This is a genomic window from Amycolatopsis sp. lyj-346 (genome assembly GCF_046548975.1).
Classification (GTDB): domain Bacteria; phylum Actinomycetota; class Actinomycetes; order Mycobacteriales; family Pseudonocardiaceae; genus Amycolatopsis.
Genome location: NZ_JAJPWT010000003.1, coordinates 313,218 through 330,134 on the forward strand (window position 1 = coordinate 313,218; position 16,917 = coordinate 330,134).

15 protein-coding genes are annotated in these 16,917 nt (G+C 69.9%); 7 read left to right on the forward strand and 8 right to left on the reverse strand.

The window, feature by feature from the left end; all coding sequences use genetic code 11:
- Positions 1–3 precede the first annotated feature (3 nt).
- Together ACLJQE_RS13155 and ACLJQE_RS13160 are read right to left on the reverse strand one after the other, a co-directional pair.
- On the reverse strand, positions 4–846 hold the full coding sequence (locus ACLJQE_RS13155) for a GH12 family glycosyl hydrolase domain-containing protein (RefSeq protein ID WP_410639469.1): 843 nt from the start codon (positions 844–846) through the stop codon (positions 4–6).
- An 85-nt stretch (positions 847–931) separates the two neighbouring features.
- Complete coding sequence (locus ACLJQE_RS13160) at positions 932–1,570, reverse strand: TetR/AcrR family transcriptional regulator (RefSeq protein WP_410639470.1); 639 nt, start codon at positions 1,568–1,570, stop codon at positions 932–934.
- Between the two features lie 179 nt (positions 1,571–1,749).
- Between ACLJQE_RS13160 and ACLJQE_RS13165 the strand changes: the two genes are divergently transcribed.
- The 4 genes from ACLJQE_RS13165 (at position 1,750) to ACLJQE_RS13180 (ending at position 5,269) form a co-directional block, all read left to right on the forward strand.
- Positions 1,750–2,973: a cytochrome P450 gene (locus ACLJQE_RS13165; RefSeq protein ID WP_410639471.1), complete on the forward strand. Its 1,224-nt coding sequence runs from the start codon at positions 1,750–1,752 to the stop codon at positions 2,971–2,973.
- A gap of 11 nt (positions 2,974–2,984) precedes the next feature.
- Positions 2,985–4,175, forward strand: a complete 1,191-nt coding sequence (locus ACLJQE_RS13170; RefSeq protein WP_410639472.1) for a cytochrome P450 — start codon at positions 2,985–2,987, stop codon at positions 4,173–4,175.
- Between the two features lie 35 nt (positions 4,176–4,210).
- Positions 4,211–4,405: a ferredoxin gene (locus ACLJQE_RS13175; protein ID WP_410639473.1), complete on the forward strand. Its 195-nt coding sequence runs from the start codon at positions 4,211–4,213 to the stop codon at positions 4,403–4,405.
- Between the two features lie 174 nt (positions 4,406–4,579).
- A complete protein-coding gene (locus ACLJQE_RS13180) occupies positions 4,580–5,269 on the forward strand; it encodes a hypothetical protein (RefSeq protein WP_410639474.1) in 690 nt (229 codons plus the stop codon).
- Between the two features lie 160 nt (positions 5,270–5,429).
- Here ACLJQE_RS13180 and ACLJQE_RS13185 read toward each other — a convergent pair whose 3' ends face one another.
- Positions 5,430–7,934 carry a DEAD/DEAH box helicase gene (locus ACLJQE_RS13185; RefSeq protein WP_410639475.1) on the reverse strand — a complete coding sequence of 835 codons (2,505 nt, stop codon included), beginning with the start codon at positions 7,932–7,934 and terminating at the stop codon, positions 5,430–5,432.
- A gap of 152 nt (positions 7,935–8,086) precedes the next feature.
- Here ACLJQE_RS13185 and ACLJQE_RS13190 point away from each other — a divergent pair, with 152 nt between their 5' ends.
- Positions 8,087–9,346: a primosomal protein gene (locus ACLJQE_RS13190; RefSeq protein WP_410639476.1), complete on the forward strand. Its 1,260-nt coding sequence runs from the start codon at positions 8,087–8,089 to the stop codon at positions 9,344–9,346.
- A gap of 172 nt (positions 9,347–9,518) precedes the next feature.
- Here ACLJQE_RS13190 and ACLJQE_RS13195 read toward each other — a convergent pair whose 3' ends face one another.
- Both ACLJQE_RS13195 and ACLJQE_RS13200 read right to left on the reverse strand, forming a co-directional pair.
- On the reverse strand, positions 9,519–10,721 hold the full coding sequence (locus ACLJQE_RS13195; protein WP_410639477.1) for an MFS transporter: 1,203 nt from the start codon (positions 10,719–10,721) through the stop codon (positions 9,519–9,521).
- A gap of 100 nt (positions 10,722–10,821) precedes the next feature.
- Complete coding sequence (locus ACLJQE_RS13200; RefSeq protein WP_410639478.1) at positions 10,822–11,916, reverse strand: adenosine deaminase; 1,095 nt, start codon at positions 11,914–11,916, stop codon at positions 10,822–10,824.
- A 212-nt stretch (positions 11,917–12,128) separates the two neighbouring features.
- Between ACLJQE_RS13200 and ACLJQE_RS13205 the strand changes: the two genes are divergently transcribed.
- Together ACLJQE_RS13205 and ACLJQE_RS13210 are read left to right on the forward strand one after the other, a co-directional pair.
- Complete coding sequence (locus ACLJQE_RS13205; protein ID WP_410639479.1) at positions 12,129–13,253, forward strand: PA containing protein; 1,125 nt, start codon at positions 12,129–12,131, stop codon at positions 13,251–13,253.
- A gap of 217 nt (positions 13,254–13,470) precedes the next feature.
- A complete protein-coding gene (locus ACLJQE_RS13210) occupies positions 13,471–13,998 on the forward strand; it encodes a hypothetical protein (protein WP_410639480.1) in 528 nt (175 codons plus the stop codon).
- Here the strand turns inward: ACLJQE_RS13210 and ACLJQE_RS13215 are convergent.
- From ACLJQE_RS13215 to ACLJQE_RS13225, 3 genes are read right to left on the reverse strand one after another with little or no spacing between them, the layout of a single operon-like run.
- Positions 13,995–15,272 (reverse strand): thymidine phosphorylase, encoded by a 1,278-nt coding sequence (locus tag ACLJQE_RS13215; RefSeq protein ID WP_410639481.1) that lies wholly within the window; start codon positions 15,270–15,272, stop codon positions 13,995–13,997. The genes ACLJQE_RS13210 and ACLJQE_RS13215 overlap by 4 nt on opposite strands.
- On the reverse strand, positions 15,269–15,658 hold the full coding sequence (locus tag ACLJQE_RS13220; protein WP_410639791.1) for a cytidine deaminase: 390 nt from the start codon (positions 15,656–15,658) through the stop codon (positions 15,269–15,271). Before ACLJQE_RS13220 ends, ACLJQE_RS13215 begins: the two co-directional genes overlap by 4 nt.
- A gap of 9 nt (positions 15,659–15,667) precedes the next feature.
- The gene (locus ACLJQE_RS13225) at positions 15,668–16,897 is read right to left on the reverse strand and encodes an ABC transporter permease (protein ID WP_410639792.1); all 1,230 of its coding nucleotides are present in this window, start codon (positions 16,895–16,897) and stop codon (positions 15,668–15,670) included.
- Positions 16,898–16,917: the final 20 nt, after the last annotated feature.

The window sequence follows — 16,917 nt, forward strand, 5'->3', positions numbered from 1 at the left end:
CCCCTAGCTCATCGTCACCGAGAAGTCCGACAGCGTGAACCGCGCCTTGCCGCCGCCGGTGGAGCAGAACTCGATGCCGTAGCCGATCTGGTTGACCGTCGGGTTCGGCGGGATGAGGCCCTTGCCGATCGCCCACGCGATCATCGCCTTCAGGTCCACGCTGCCCGAATACTGCGTCGACCGGGACACGAACGCCACGTACCCCTCGTCTTCCGCCCAGACGTCGTAGGTGAAGCCGCCCGCCGTGTACGTCGTCAGCTTTTCGCCCGCCGGGACCTGCTTGCGGTTCTCCGTCCAGACCATCAGCTCGCTGACGCCGTCGCCGTTGCCCACGCCGTTCAGCCAGAGGTCGTACGCCACGTCGTAGATGCCCGTACCCGGGCCGCGGCCGGCGAAGGTGGATTTGATCACCGAATAGTCGTTGAACGGTTTGCCGTTCTGGTCGTTGATGTCCTTGTGCACGTTCGGATAGGTTTTCACCGACGTCGAATCGGGTTGGGTTGATTCGACGTACCAGTTGTCGTACGCGCACGCCCGCAGCGTTTCCGGACCCGCTTCCGCGGCGTTCCACATGTTGTTGTGGACGTAGTAGCCGCCGTCCGACCAGCCGCCGTCGGGGTCGCTCGTGGTGAACTCCGGCGTGCGGCAGTTCCGCACCGGGGTGGTCGAAGGCGGCGCCGGAGTGGACGAAGGTGCAGGTGGCGAGCTCGACGTCGGCCCGGACGAAGCGGCGACAGCCGGAGACGTCGGCACCGGGGCCGGCCGTGACGCCGGCGCGGCCGCCACGCCGTCCACCGGCGCGCCCCCGCACCCGGCGAGCACCGGGAAGGAAATCGCCAACAACACGGCCAGCGTTCTTCGTCGCATTTTCCCGCCCGCAGCTGCAATTCCGGCAGAACGAGGCGGAACCCTAACACGGAAATGCAGGAATTCAGGCGGGGTCGAGATCCTGGGACGTGATCGGACGGCCGGGCAGTTCGCTGCCCGGCCGCGCGCTGAGGCCGTCGATCATGATGCCGACGCACCGGCGCGCCGCCAGCTCCGCCACTTCCGGGGACTTCGCGCGCATCTGGCGCAGCAGCGTCGCGAACAGGATCGCGATGTCACCGGCGCCGACGTCCTCGCGGAGCTTGCCCTCGGCCTTCGCGCCGTCGACGAAGCCGTCGAGGACCTCGAGGATTTCGTCGCGCAGCCGGCGGACCTCGGGATCGGTCTTGAGGATCACCAGCGCCCGGTGCGACATCATCGTCAGCTGCACGCTCAGCTGCAGTTCCACCGACTGCCGCAGCAGCCGGTCCAGCGCGCGCCACGACGACGTCTCCTCGGCGGCGATCACGCGCGCGTCGATCAGCACCCGCTCGAAGTTGTCCATCGCGACCGCGCGGATCAGCGCGTCGCGGTCCGGGAACCGGCGGTAGAGCGTGCCGACGCCGACCCCGGCCGCGCGGGCGATCTCCTCCATCGGCACCTCGGGACCGGAAGTGGCGAAGATGCTCTTCGCGGCAGCCAGGATCTGGTCGCGGTTGCGCCGCGCGTCCGCCCGCAGGGTGGTCTCGGGGTCTGCCGTCATGCCGTTCGCCTTCCGCTGAATCGCGCGGGGTGATTCTCGCACGGCCGGCAGGCCACGCACCGCCTCCTCGAATGGGTAGGCGGCACCTAGTGGACGACTTCCTTCCGCTTCGGTACCTTGGATCAGAGAACCGGAATGTAATCCTCCGCATACTTTCCGTCCGACCCAGGGGGTCCGAAATGACTGAATTGGCCGAGCCCGCCACGCGGGACGAGATCTTCCCGCTGGTCCGCACCTGCCCGTTCGCGCCACCGCCCGCCTACGAGAAGCTGCGCGAAGCCGGTCCGGTCCAGCGCGTCAAGCTGCAGTCCGGCCAGGAGGCGTGGGCGCTGACCCGGCTCGAGGACGTCCGGCAGATGCTGACGGACCCGCGGTTCAGCTCCGATCGGTTCAACCCCGGCTTCCCGTTCCTTACGCGGGACGGCCGCCCGATCCGGCGGAACAACTTCACCGCGTCGCTGATCAACATGGACCCCCCGGAGCACGGCGCGGCCCGCCGCGAGGTCGTCGGCGAGTTCACCGTCAAGCGCATGAAGGCGCTGCAGCCGCGCATCCAGCAGATCGTCGACGAGCACATCGATGCGATCCTGGCCGGCCCGAAGCCCGCGGACCTGGTCTCGGCGCTGGCCCTGCCGGTGCCGTCGCTGGTCATCTGCGAGCAGCTCGGCGTCCCCTACGCCGACCACGACTTCTTCCAGGTGCGCAGCTCGACGCTGCTCAACCGGGAGGTCGACCAGGAAACCCGGGTGAAGGCCGTCGACGAGCTGCAGGAGTACCTCGACCGGCTCGTCGCCGCCAAGGAGGCCGAGCCGACCGACGACCTGCTCGGCCGCCAGATCCTCAAGCAGCGCGAAGAGCACGGCGACGTCGCCCACGACGAGCTCGTTTCGCTGGCCTTCCTGCTGCTCCTCGCCGGGCACGAGACGACGGCGAACATGATCTCGCTCGGCACCGTCGCGCTCCTGGAGAACCCGGACCAGCTCGAAATCATCAAGAACGACCCCGGCAAGACCCTCGACGCCGTCGAGGAGCTGCTGCGGTACTTCACCATCGCCGAGTTCGCGACCTCGCGCGTCGCCACCGAGGACGTCGAGATCGGCGGGCAGCTGATCCGCGAAGGCGAGGGCGTGCTCGGGCTGAGCTACTCCGGCAACCGCGACGAAACCGCGTTCGAAAACCCCGACGACCTCGACCTCGAGCGCGGCGCACGGCACCACGTCGCCTTCGGCTTCGGCCCGCACCAGTGCCTCGGCCAGAACCTCGCCCGGATGGAACTGCAGATCGTCTTCGACACCCTCTTCCGCCGCATCCCGGAGCTCAAGCTGGCCACACCGGTGGACCAGCTGCCGTTCAAGCACGACTCGTCGATCTTCGGCCTCTACTGCCTGCCCGTGACCTGGTGAAGGGGAACGCCATGACCGCCGTCCACGAGTTCCCGATGACGCGGACGTGCCCGTTCGCCCCGCCGCCGGCGTACGCCGGGATCCGCGAGGAGGAGCCGGTCACCCGGGTGCGGCTGCCCGAGGGCAGGCAGGCCTGGGTGGTCAGCAGGCACGAGGACGTCCGGACCGTGCTGAACGACCGGCGGTTCAGCGCCGACCGGCAGCACCCGGACTTCCCGCAGCTGGTGCCGGGGTTCCGGCGGCCGGACGACGAGCGCACCATGATCACCATGGACGCGCCGGAGCACGGGCCGGCCCGCAAGGCCGTGCTCGGCGAGTTCACCGTGCGCCGGATGGAGGCGCTGCGGCCGCGGATCCAGGAGATCGTCGACGAGCGGATCGACGCGCTGCTGGCCGGCCCGAAGCCGGGTGACCTGGTCGAGGCGCTGTCGCTGCCGGTGCCGTCGCTGGTCATCTGCGAGATGCTCGGCGTGCCGTACGCCGACCACGACTTCTTCCAGACCCACACGGCGAAGCTGATCAACCGCGACACGCCACCGGAGCAGCGGCGGAACGCGGTCGAGTCGGTGCGCATCTACATGAGCGACCTCATCGCCGAGAAGGAGGCGAATCCGCCGGACGACCTGCTCGGGCGGCAGATCGTCAAGCTTCGCGAAGAGGGCACCTACCGGCGGCCCGCGCTGGCCGCGCTCGGGTTCCTGCTGCTCGTCGCCGGGCACGAGACGACGGCGAACATGATTTCGCTGGGCACGGTCGGGCTGCTGGAGAACCCGGACCAGCTGGCGCTGGTCAAGAACGACCCCGGCAAGACCCTCGACGCCGTCGAGGAGCTGCTGCGGTACTTCACCATCGTCGACGCCGCCACGGCCCGGCTGTGCGTCGAGGACGTCGAGGTCGGCGGGCAGCTGATCCGGGCGGGCGAGGGCGTGCTGGCACTGGGCTACGCGGCCAACCGCGACGAAACCGCGTTCGAAAACCCCGACGACCTCGACCTCGAGCGCGGCGCGCGCCACCACGTCGCCTTCGGCTTCGGCCCGCACCAGTGCCTCGGCCAGAACCTCGCCCGGATGGAACTGCAGATCGTCTTCGACACCCTCTTCCGCCGCATCCCGGAGCTCAAGCTGGCCACACCGGTCGACGACCTGCCGTTCAAGGACGACGCGGCCATCTTCGGCCTGTACCGGTTGCCGGTGACCTGGTAGAGACGAACTGGCAACCACCACAGGAGAAGAAGACCATGAAGATCATCGCGGACACCGGCAAGTGCGTCGGCGCCGGTCAGTGCGTACTCACCGAGCCCTCGCTGTTCGACCAGAGCGAGGAGGACGGCACGGTCATCGTGCTCGACGACCAGCCGGAGGGCGAGCTGGTCGAAAAGGCCCGCGAAGCGGCGCACGTCTGCCCCAGCCAGGCCCTCTCCCTGCAGGAATGACCCCCTGGTCGTGAGCGGTGATGCGGTTCCAACCCGTGTTACCGCTCACGACCCGGGTAGTACGGCCGGCGCGGTGGCGTACTCCACCGGGAGTAGGCGGGCGCGGCCGGGGTCCGGGGCGAAACCCGGGTCGCGCCCGATGTGCGCGCGGATCTTCTCGGCGAGCCTGATGCCGTGACCACAAAGACTTCTCCCCGCTGGCGCCAGGCCGTCGTCTGGCTGCACGTCGTGTCCTCGGTGGCCTGGATGAGCCAGGCCCTCGCCCTCGTCGTGCTGATGTCGCTGGCCTTGACCACCCCCGCCCAAGCGCCTGCCGCGACCTCGATGGCCGAAAAACTCGACTCCGTCCTGCTCGCGCCGATGGCGAACGCGTCCGCCTTCACCGGCCTCCTGCTCGCCGGCGCGACCGCGTGGGGCTACTTCCGGCACTGGTGGGTGCTCACGAAGTTCGTCCTGACGCTGGCCCAGCTCTACGCCGGGATCTTCCTGCTCTCTCCCCGGCTCCACGACGTCGCCGATGGGGCCGCCGAGGTCGCCTGGCCGCAGATCGCCGGGACGTCGCTCATGGTGAGTGCGCTGGCGTTCCAGGTCTGGCTCTCGGTGGCGAAGCCGGGCAAGAAGACGTCGTGGTCGCCGTCCGTGAAGCCGCCGACCGCGCCGACCTGGGTGTTCGTGGCGGGCCTCGGCGCGCCGGCCGTCGACGTCACCGCCGGGCTCGCCCTCGGCTTCCCGATGCCGGCGGCGGAGCTGATCATGCTGATCGGGTTGCTCGGGTTCGAGCGGCGAGGACGTCGTCGCCGTGCTCAGCGGCCCAGCGGCCGAACCCCTCGATCGGCGCCGGCAGCGTCGAGCCCAACGGCGTAAGCGCGTACGTGCCTTCGCGCTGATGCCGCCGAGGGTGCGCCGCAGGTCGACGTGCCGCTGCGGGCCGGTCCGCAACGCCCACAGCACCACCGGGTTCCACGTGTTGGCGACCAGGAGGACGATGCTGGAGGCCACGGCGGCGTTCGCCATCGGGCTGTGGTCAGTGCGCGCCCACCTCGGTCACCCGGACCACCGCCATCCCGGCCTCGTCGGAGGCGGCCAGGTCGACCTCGGCGCTGATGCCCCAGTCGTGGTCGCCCGCCGGGTCGTCGAAGATCTGGCGGACCTTCCAGACGTCCGGCTGCTGCTCGATCAGCAGCAGCTGCGGGCCGCGCGCGTCCGGGCCGGTGCCGAGCGTCTCGTACTCCTCGAAGTAGTCCTCGATGGCTTCCTGCCACGCGTCGGCGTCCCAGCCCGAGGCCGCGTCCAGCTCGCCGAGCACGTTCCACGCCCGCCGCCCGAACAGCTCGACCCGGCGGAACAGCTCGTTGCGCACCAGGACGCGGAACGCGCGCTCGTTGCGGGTGACCGCCGGCGGCTCGGGCGGCGGCCGGTGCGGCACCGGGCCTTCTTCCGACGGGTGCCGCAGCGCCTCCCACTCGTCGAGCAGGCTCGAGTCGACCTGGCGGACGAGCTCGCCGAGCCACTCGATGAGGTCCTGCAGCGGCTCGGTCTTCGCCTCGTCCGGGACCGTGTGGCGCAGCGCGTCGTAGACGTCCGCGAGGTAGCGCAGCACCAGGCCCTCGGACCGGGCGAGCTGGTAGAAGCCGATGTACTCGACGAAGTTCATCGCGCGCTCGTACATGTCCCGCACGACCGACTTCGGCGACAGCTCGTAGTCGTCGACCCACGGGTGGCCCTGCCGGTAGCTGTGGAAAGCACCCTGCAGCAGCTCTTCGAGGGGCTTCGGGTACGAGACGTTCTCGAGCAGCTCCATCCGCTCGTCGTACTCGATGCCTTCGGCCTTCATGGCGTTCACGGCCTCGCCGCGCGCCTTGAACTGCTGCTGCGACAGCACCGGCCGCGGATTGTCCACTGTGGCCTCCACAGTGGACACGACGTCGAGCGGGTAGCTCGGCGATTCGAGGTCGAACAGCTCGATCGCGGCCAGCGCGAACGGCGAAAGCGGCTGGTTGAGCGCGAAGTCGAACTGCAGGTCGACGGTGAGCCGGATGATCCGGCCCTGCTCGTCCGGTTCGGGCAGCCGTTCGACGACGCCCGCGGCGAGCAGCGCGCGGTAGATCGCGATGGCGCGCAGGATCAGCTTGCGCTGCGACGCGCGGTCCTCGTGGTTGTCCTCGAGCAGGTGCCGCATCGAGTCGAACGCGTTGCCCGGCCGCGAGATCACGTTCAGCAGCATCGAGTGCGTGACCTTGAAGCTCGACGTCAGCGGCTCGGGCTCGGCCGCGATCAGCCGGTCGAACGTGCTCTCGGTCCAGTTGACGAACCCCTCCGGGGCCTTCTTCCGGACGATCTTCTTTTTCTTCTTCGGGTCGTCGCCCGCCTTCTCGAGGGCCTTGGCGTTCTCGACGACGTGGTCGGGCGCCTGCACGACGACGTAGCCGTCGGTGTCGTAGCCCGCGCGCCCGGCACGGCCGGCGATCTGGTGGAACTCGCGTGCCTTGAGGTGCCGCTGGCGGACGCCGTCGTACTTCGTGAGCGCGGAGAACACGACGGTCCGGATCGGGACGTTGATGCCGACGCCGAGGGTGTCGGTCCCGCAGATCACCTTGAGCAGCCCCGACTGGGCCAGGGTCTCGACCAGCCGGCGGTACTTCGGGAGCATCCCGGCGTGGTGGACGCCGATGCCGTGGCGGACCAGCCGCGAGAGCGTCTTGCCGAAGCCGGCGGCGAACCGGAAGCCGCCGATCAGCTCGGCGATGGCCTCCTTTTCGGCCTTGGTGGTCACGTTGATGCTCATCAGCGTCTGCGCCCGCTCGATGGCCGCGGCCTGCGAGAAGTGCACGACGTAGACGGGGGCCTGGCCGCCGTTGAGCAGCTCGGACATGGTCTCGTGCAGCGGCGTCAGCGCGTACCGGAAGGTCAGCGGGACCGGGCGCTGCGCCGACGTGACCACCGCCGTCGGCTTGCCGGTGCGGCGGGTGAGGTCCTTCTCGAAGAAGGACACGTCGCCCAGCGTCGCCGACATCAGGACGAACTGGGCGTTCCGCAGTTCCAGGATCGGCACCTGCCACGCCCAGCCGCGGTCGGGCTCGGAGTAGAAGTGGAACTCGTCGGCCACCACCTGCCCGACCGGGGCGTCCGCGCCGAACCGCAGCGCGATGTTCGCCAGGATTTCGGCCGTGCAGCAGATGATCGGGGCGTCCGGGTTGACGCTGGAGTCGCCGGTCATCATCCCGACGTTGTCCGCGCCGAAGATGTCGATGAGCTGGAAGAACTTCTCCGACACGAGGGCTTTGATGGGCGCGGTGTAGTAGCTGCGGCGGCCCTGGGCGAGCGCGGTGAAGTGCGCGCCCACGGCGACCAGGCTCTTCCCGGAGCCGGTCGGCGTCGAGAGGATGACGTTCGATCCGGAGACGACCTCCATCACCGCCTCCTCCTGCGCCGGGTACAGCTCGATGCCCCGTTCGGCCGTCCAGGTGGTGAAGGCTTCGAACAGGGCGTCGGGGTCGGGATCCGCAGGCAGGAGGTCTGTGAGAGTCATCAGGCGTCCATCGTGCCATCCGCTCGTCGCAAAGTCGGCAGGGGCGATCGCATCGCGAGTGCGAAACCCGTAGGCTTCGCGGTACCGCGCGTCGACTGGAGTGATACTTCCGGTCCCGCGCGCACACGGGCGGTACTCCGGAGGGCTTAGGAATGGCACAGGACATCATCCCGATCGAACTCGGGCTGCCTCAGGGCGACGTCGTCACCCTGTGGGCGCCGCGCTGGCGGGAAGACGGCGAGGAGTGGGAAGCGTTCCTCGGCGATGAGGACGACCTGTACGCCTTCGCCGACGCAGCACACCTGGCCGCTTTCGTCCGCACGTCCGAGCGGCACGACCTGCTCGACCACCCGGCCTGGGACGCGGTGCCGTCGCTGAACGTGCCCGAGCTGATCCCGGACGAGGACCACACGTACGACCTCGTCGGCGTGCCGGAGCTCGTCGCCGAGGAGCCGGACGTCTGGCACATCGCGGAGCTGGCGGAGATCGTCGGCATCGTGCGGTCGCTCGCCGACGTCTGCGACCTCGAAGAGGTCCACGAGATCCTCGACTCGACCGAGGGCTTCTCGCTGCTCGACCAGGGCACGCTGCCGTTCACCGGTAGCGTCGGCGTCCAGGTGTGGAACGACCTGTCCGAGACGGTGTCGCAGAAGTGGGACACCGTGCTCGACGCGATCGACGGCCTGGTGACCCAGCCCGAGGTCGACGAGAAGGTGCTGGAGCAGACGGCCGAGGAGCTGGCGGCGTTCCACGAGGAGTCCGCGGAGGCCGAGGCCGGCGCGGAGGGCGTCGAGGACCTCGAAGCGATCGACTCCGTCGACGCCTCGGACGACGAAGACGAGGAAGACGACGCTCCGGTCGGGTTCTGGGCCGAGGTCGGCATCGACCCGATCAAGATCATCACGTCCGGCGCGGAGTACTACACGCTGCGCTGCTACCTCGACGACGCGCCGGTGTTCCTCGGCAGCGAGGGCGAGATCGACGTGTTCACCTCCACGGGTGCGCTCGCCCACGCCCTCGCGGACGGCAACCTGGCCGACACCGACCTCGCGGACGTGTCCACGTGGGACGAGGTACTGACGAAGGCGACGGCGGGCGAACTCGAGATCGACGTCGACCCGGAGAACACGTACGTGCTGACGGGCCTGGACGCGGACATCGCGGAAGGCCCGGAGGCGATCGACCCGACGCAGCTGGAGCTGGCGGTCGAGCTGATCACGGACGCGGCGGAGTGGGCGGGCGACGACTCGGCCGAGACGGCGCTGGCGGGCAACGAAAGCCTGGGCTGGCTGGTGTCGTTCGTGCTCCGCCCCGACCCGTCGCGCCTGGAGCCGAGCGCCCCCTTCGACGCCGAGCAGGGCGCATGGCGGAAGCTCGTGGAGACGTTCGAGAACCGCCTCACGGTGGCTTGATCTTTGGTTCGGCGAAGGCCGCCTCCCGCACGCCGGGAGGCGGCCTTCGCCGTGTCGACCCTCCAGACACGCGAGTCGACCCTCCGATCACACGTCGTCGGCCCGGTTCCGTGCGTGAAGGGTCGACTCGCGTGATCAGGGGGTCGACACGCGTGATCGGGGGGACGACACGTCAGTCTTGTTCGGCGCGGACCGGGACCACCAGCACCGCCAGGGCCGGGAAGATCGCCGCCACGCAGAAGGCGAGTGCGTACCTGCTGTCGCCGATCACCAGGCCCAGCAGTGGCGGGGTCAGCGAGGCCGCGATGTTCTGGCCGGTGTTCTGCGTGCCCATCGCGCGGCCGGACCACGCCAAGCCCGCCAGTTCCGCCGAGGCCGTGAAGCCCAGGCCGTTGTCCGCCACCGTGATCACCCCGGCCAACGCCAGCGCCAGCAGCACCAGCCACGGCCAGGTGGCGTCGCCCAGCGCCACCAGCAGCACCACCGAGCAGCTGGCAAAAGCCAGCAGACGCATCGGGCGCAGGCGGCTGCCCACCCGGTCCGACCACCAGCCCGACCCCAGCCGGCCCGCCGCGCCCAGCACCTGGACCACGGCCAGGTACCAGCCCGCCGACAGCGGGCTCCAGTGCTGCACCGCCACCAGGTACACCGGCGCGAACGCCGACACCGCGAACTGCGGCACCACCAGCAGCGCGCTCGCCCCGTGCACCCGCCACAGCGCCGCGTGCCGGTACGGCGACGGCGGCTTCACCCCCGAAGCCGGCTGAGGCGGCCGAGGCGGGTCCGTCACCAGCCACGCCACCAGCAGCGCCACGGCGATCGCCAGCCCGGCCGGCAGCAGCACCGCCGCCCGGAAGCCGAAGTGCGCGGCCAGCGGTGGCAGCCCCAGCGCGGCCACGCCCACGCCGAGCGGCTGGGCCGTCTGGCGGATCCCCATCGCCACGCCCCGCTCGGACTTCGCGAACCAGCCCATCACCACGCGGCCGCTCGCCGCGTTCACCGAAGCCGTACAGGCACCGGCCGCCAGAAACACCCCAAAGAGGAGCCCGACCGGGTGATTTCCTGTCCCGGCGTACACCAGGAGTAACCCCGAGACGCCCAGGCCAAGGGCCATGATCAGGCGCTCTCCGTAACGGTCCGCAGCCGCGCCCCACACGATCAGGGTGAACAACAACCCGATGCTCGGGGCCGCGACGACCGTGCCGGCCTCGGCCAGCGTCAGTCCCTCGGCGGCGCGCATGGCCGGGACCAGGAACGGGATGCCGTAGAGGAACGAGCAGCTCGCGGTCTGCGCGGCGAGGCCGAGGGCGAGGATGAGCCACCGCCGTGGACTCGCCTGAAGCTGCTCACCCGCACCGCTCGCGACCTGCGCCATCATCGCCACCGTCTCAAGTACTGAGAAGTTGTTCCTACATGGTGAACGATAGTTGGCATAGCTAAGGACCGCAAGCGAGTTGCGGTCCTCAGCGGGAAGGTCAGGCCAGCGCGGCGTACCCGGGCTTGATGACGTCGTCGATCAGCGCGAGCCGGGCGTCGAAATCGATGAACGCGGATTTCATCGCGTTGATGGTGAACCAGCGGAAGTCGTCGATACCATAGCCGAACGCCTCGTGCAGCGCGGCGAATTCGCTGGTCATCGTGCATCCGCTCATCAGCCGGTTGTCCGTGTTCACGGTCACCCGGAAGCGCAGCTTGGCGAGCAGGCCGATGGGGTGCTCGGCGATCGAGCGGACCGTGCCTGTTTGGACGTTCGACGTCGGGCAGATCTCCAGGGGGATGCGGCGGTCGCGGACGTACGCGGCCAACCGTCCAAGGTGGACCGTGCCGTCCGCGCCGGTCTTGATGTCCTCGGCGATGCGCACGCCGTGCCCGAGCCGCTCGGCACCGCAGTGCTGAATCGCTTCCCAAATGGACGGTAAACCGAAGGCTTCACCCGCGTGAATGGTGAAATGCGCATTGTTCTGACGCAGGTATTCGAACGCGTCGAGATTGCGGGTCGGCGGGAATCCGTCCTCGGGCCCGGCGATGTCGAACCCGGCGACGCCGGCGTCCCGGTAGCGGATGGCCAGGTTCGCGATCTCGAGCGCCCGGGCGTGCTGGCGCATCGCGCAGAGCAACGTCGCGACGCGGATGGTGCCGCCGTTCGCGGCCACCCGCCGGGTGCCCTCCGTGAACCCCGCCTGGACGGCCTCGACCACCGCATCGAGTGACAGACCGCGTTCGACGAACAACTCCGGTGCGTAGCGCACCTCGGCGTAGACGACGCCGTCGGCGGCCAGGTCCTCCACGGCCTCGGCGGCGACCCTGACCAGCGATTCCTCCGTTTGCATCACCCCGCAGGTGTGCGCGAAGGTCTCGAGGTAGGACACGAGCGAGCCGGAATCGGCCGCTTGGCGGAACCAGCGGCCCAGCTCGGCCGGGTCGGTGGTGGGCAGACCGGCATAGCCGGTGGCGTCGGCGAGCTCGGCGACGGTCGCCGGGCGGAGGCCGCCGTCGAGGTGGTCGTGCAGCAGCACCTTGGGTGCGCGGCGGAGTGTCTCGGTGGGCAGAACAGGGCTTTCGTCAGGCATCCCCCAACGGTAACCTCGTTGTCATTCCCCTACATGGCCGTAACTCTCAGGTTCGGGTTCACCCTCAGCGTTGACGATCATGTGACGAATCGGCCATCCGGGGGCGGCCTCCGCAATACGCACTTCACGGGGGCCATACGCACAGCAATTTCGCAATCGATAAGCTTCGTGGCACGTCCCTCCATTTCCCCGCCGACGAAGGACACACAGCAGTGACCACTGACAACCACATTGCCGCCCCGTCCTTCGACCGGATGCGCAACATGCTGGTGCGCGCGGCCGAAGTGCGTGAGAGCGAGCAGCAGCAGATCTTCGACGCGCTCGACGACATCTACGCCCGCCTCGCGCCGGTGGACTCGCTGGGCGCGGTCCGCAAGCGGCTGTCCGAAATGCCCGACCGCACCGAAGTCAGCGTCCTGGCCGAGCGCCTCGACGAGACGATGTCCCGCCTCGAGGCCCAGGACAACGCGATCGCCGCCCTGACCCGTGCCGTCGAGAGCATCGTCGACAAGCTGGCCAAGCCGTTCGCGCAGCTCGACGGCCGTCTCGACGGCGTCGCCGCGCGCTTCGAGGGCGTCGCCGGGCGGATGGACGGGCTCGAGGACAAGCTCCAGAACATCCACCGCCGCATCGACGAGGTCGGCGGCCACCTCGACAAGCAGGACACGAAGCTCGACGCGCTGCCGCAGTCGGTGCACGGTCCGGTCCGCGAGCGGATCGAGCAGGCCGAGTCGTCGCTGCGCGACCGCGTCGACCACGCCGACCACGAGCTGCGGAACAAGGTCGACGAGCTGAGCCGCGTCTCGCAGGAGCGCATCGGCGAGCTGGGCCGCACCACGCACGAGCGGATCGACGCCAACACCGAGGCGATCAAGGTCGCGCTGACCGAGACCGGCGAGATGATCGACGCGTCCGACCGGCTGGAGAACCTGGGCAACCGCCTCGAAACGGTCACCACCCGCCTGGACGACCTGGCCTCCCGCCTCGACAAGGTCGAGGACGGCTTCCTGTCCGGCATCGGCGACCTCGACGGCGCGCTCAAGGCGGGCCTGTCGAAGGTCGAGGGCACGCTGTCCAAGCAGCCGGACACCGACTCGGTCGACTCGCTGGTCCGCAGGAGCAACGACGAGAGCGTCCGCCGCATCGGCGGCCAGCTCGACGAGGCGATGGCGACGTTCGCGGAGCTGATGCTCGGCGGCGGCCCGGCCGTCCAGCAGATCTCCCCGCCGCCGCCGGCCCCGCGCCAGCCGCGCCGCAGCTCCCGCAACGGCCGCGCCCCGAAGCCGGCCGACGCGAAGGCCAAGACGGGCGAAGGCTCGGAAGAAGCCACGGAGTAGGCAAGCCTGCCGACCGAGGCCCCGCCGGTTCGCCGGCGGGGCCTCGTCGTATCCGCTCACCGCCGCGGAAGCCCGGAGGTCGTGAGGGGCATCTTCAGAAGATCACTCAATCGGGTGATCATCTTGCCGGGGGAACGGATCAAGCCCGGCATTCTGGGAGACGTCCCCGCGTCCCGGCTCACGCCATCCTCGGAATCCGACACCCGAGGGGGATTTCGTGCTGAAGGTACTGCGCAAGAAGATCGGCAAGACCGTGGCCGTGGTGGCCGTCGCCGCCGGGGTGGGGGTGTTCGCCCCCGCCGTGGCCGAGGCCGGGACCGTCTCGGTCACCTGGGGTTGCGGCAGCATCGGCGGCCCCTCCGGGACCAAGACCTTCGAGATCACCGTGACCGCACCCGCGACGGCGACCGTCGGCCAGACCGTCACCGTGCAGGCCGACCTCAAGCAGGTCGCGCCGGCCTGGGGTTCCACCGAGCCCGCCGGGAAGTACACCGGCTCGATCGTGCTCGCACTCGGTGGCGCCGCCTCGGGCCGGGCCGACGCCACCGGCATGACCAACCCCGCCATCCAGCCCGGCACGCCCTTCCGGATGACCGGGGGCACCGGTCAGGTCACCCTGCCCACCGCCGGTCAGGTCACGCTGGCGACGAGCAGCTACATCCTCTACTACAGCACCGGCACCTTCATCATGTCCTGCGGTGGCAGCGGCGCCAAGCCGGTCGCCGCCACCATCCAGGTGTCCTAGCCCCGCACGGTCTCCCGGACGATCGGTCCCGGCGCGGGCGCCTCCGAAGCGATCGAGAACCCGCCTTCGAGCGCCGCCAGCGCCGCCGGGACCGCGTCCGGGGTGTCCGTGTGCAGTTCCAGCAGCGGCTCACCCTCGGAGACGTCGTCGCCCGGCTTCGCCAGGCACAGCACGCCCGCCGCCGCCTGGACCGGATCCTCCTTGCGAGCCCGCCCGGCGCCCAGCCGCCAAGCCGCGACACCCACCGCGTAGGCGTCCAGCGAGGCCAGGACGCCCGAAGCCGGAGCAACGACCGTGTGCACGTGCGCAGGAGAAGGCAGTGGCGCCGAAGGGTCCCCGCCCTGCGCGGCGATCATCCGGCACCAGACCTCGTACGCCGCACCGGAAGCCAGCACCGCGGCCGGGTCGGCGTCCAGACCGGCCAGAGCGAGCATCTCCCGCGCCAACGCCACCGTCAGCTCAACCACGTCCGACGGCCCGCCGCCCTGAAGCACGTCGACCGACTCCGCGACCTCGACCGCGTTCCCGACCGCCCGCCCCAGCGGGACGTTCATGTCCGTCAGCAACGCCGTCGTCGGGACGCCGTGATCGGCGCCGATCGAGGTCAACGCCCCGGCCAGCACCCGCGCCTGGTCCAGTGTCTTCATGAACGCGCCCGAACCGAACTTGACGTCCAGGACCAGCCCCGACGCGCCTTCCGCGATCTTCTTGCTCATGATCGAGCTGGCGATCAGCGGGATCGACTCCACAGTGGACGTCACGTCCCGCAGCGCGTACAGCTTCTTGTCCGCCGGTGCCAGCCCGGACGTGGCCGCGCAGATCACCGCGCCGACGTCCTCCAGCTGCGCGGCAATCTCCGAAGTGGACAGTGCGGCCCGCCAGCCCGGGATCGACTCCAGCTTGTCGAGCGTGCCGCCGGTGTGCCCGAGCCCGCGGCCGGACAGCTGCGGCACCGCCGCGCCGCACGCGGCCACCAGCGGCGCCAGCGGCAGCGTGATCTTGTCGCCGACCCCGCCCGTCGAGTGCTTGTCCACCGTCGGGCGCGACCCCGAAAGCGACAGCCGCTCCCCCGACGCGATCATCGCGTGCGTCCAGCGGGAAGTCTCGGCCGAGGTCATCCCCCGCAGGAAGATGGCCATGGCCAGCGCCGACATCTGCTCTTCGGCGACGTCACCCCGGGTGTACGCGTCGACGACCCAGTCGATCTGCTCGTCGGAAAGCGTGCCGCCGTCCCGCTTCACGCGGATGACGTCGACCGCAGCGAACCCGGTCACGGGAGGTCGTCCGGGCCGAACGCGTCCGGCAGGACGTCGGACATCGGCAGCACCCCGCGCGGCGTGTCCACCAGGCACGACGACCCACCGAGCTCGAACAGGATCTGCCGGCAGCGCCCGCACGGCATCAGCAGGTCACCGGCACCGCTGCGGCACGCGACGGCGACCAGGCGGCCGCCGCCGGAGAGCCGCAGCTGCCCGGCCATCGTGCACTCGGCGCACAGCCCGAGCCCGTAGGACGCGTTTTCGACGTTGCACCCGGTCACGACCCGGCCGTCGTCGACGATCCCGGCGACCCCCACGTGCAGCCCGGAATAAGGCGCGTACGCATGGGAAGCCGCTTCGATCGCCTGGGAACGCAGAGCGTCCCAGTCCACAGTAGACAAAGTAGGCACTCAGTCCTCCCCGCGCCGGTACGGCTGCCCGTCGGCCTTCGGCGGCCGCAGCCGCTGCGACGCCACGGCCAGCACGATCAGCGTCACGAAGTGCGCGGTGTACGGGATCAGGTCCGACGACAGCGTGTCGTTGGCCCAGTAGATCGCGTACAGCACACCCGCGCCGACGACGCCGAGCCCGGCCGCGATCCACTGCTTCCGGAACAACTGCACGACGACGATCACGGCGACCAGGATCACCGCGCCGTAGAGCAGCGCGAGCACCGCTTCACCGCCGCCGGCGAGCTGCAGGCCGTCCGCGTAGCCGAACAGCGCCGCGCCGCCGAGCAGGCCGCCCGGCCGCCAGTTGCCGAAGATCATCGCCGCGAGGCCGATGTACCCGCGGCCGTTCGTCTGGTTCTCCAGGTAGTCCGCGCCGCCGCGCAGCAGCACCAGCGAAGCGCCACCCATGCCGGCGAAGGCACCCGAGATGATCACCGCGACGTACTTGTGCAGGTACACGTTGACGCCCAGGGATTCGGCCGCCACCGGGTTCTCGCCGCAGGAGCGCAGCCGCAGGCCGAACCGGGTGCGCCAGAGCACCCAGAAGCTCACCGGCACCAGGATGATGGCGAGCATCGTCAGCGGCGCCACCTCGGTGACGAGCCCGCGCAGGATGCCGGCGACGTCGGAGATGCCGACGCGCTGCTCCTTCTCGAGGTCGCCCAGCCAGTCCGAGAGGAACGTGGCCGAGTAGGTGTCGAACTTCGGCACCACCGGCGACTGCCGCGGGTTGCCGGAGATCGGCGCGAAGATCAGGTTCGCCAGGTACTTGGTGACGCCGAGGCCGAGCAGGTTGATCGCGACGCCGGAGACGATGTGGTTGACGTTGAACGTCACCGTCGCCACCGCGTGCAGCAGGCCGCCCAGCGCGCCGAACGCGAGCGCGGCCAGCAGGCCGGACCACACGCCGCCGTAGTACGAACCCCAAGCGGCGCCCCAGGTGCCGAGGATCATCATGCCCTCGAGACCGATGTTGACCACGCCGGCGCGTTCGGCCCAGAGGCCACCCAGCGCGCAGAGCAGGATCGGCAGGGCCAGGCGCAACGCCGTCTGGGCGGTGTTCGACGACGTCAGCGCGGCGACGCCGGTCGAGTAGGACGCCGTCGAGATGACGGCGATGGCGACCACGGCCCAGATCACGCCGCGCAGCCAGCCGGGGAGCCTGCCCCGCTTGCGCTGCACCGGCATGGTCGAGCCGGATCCGGGAG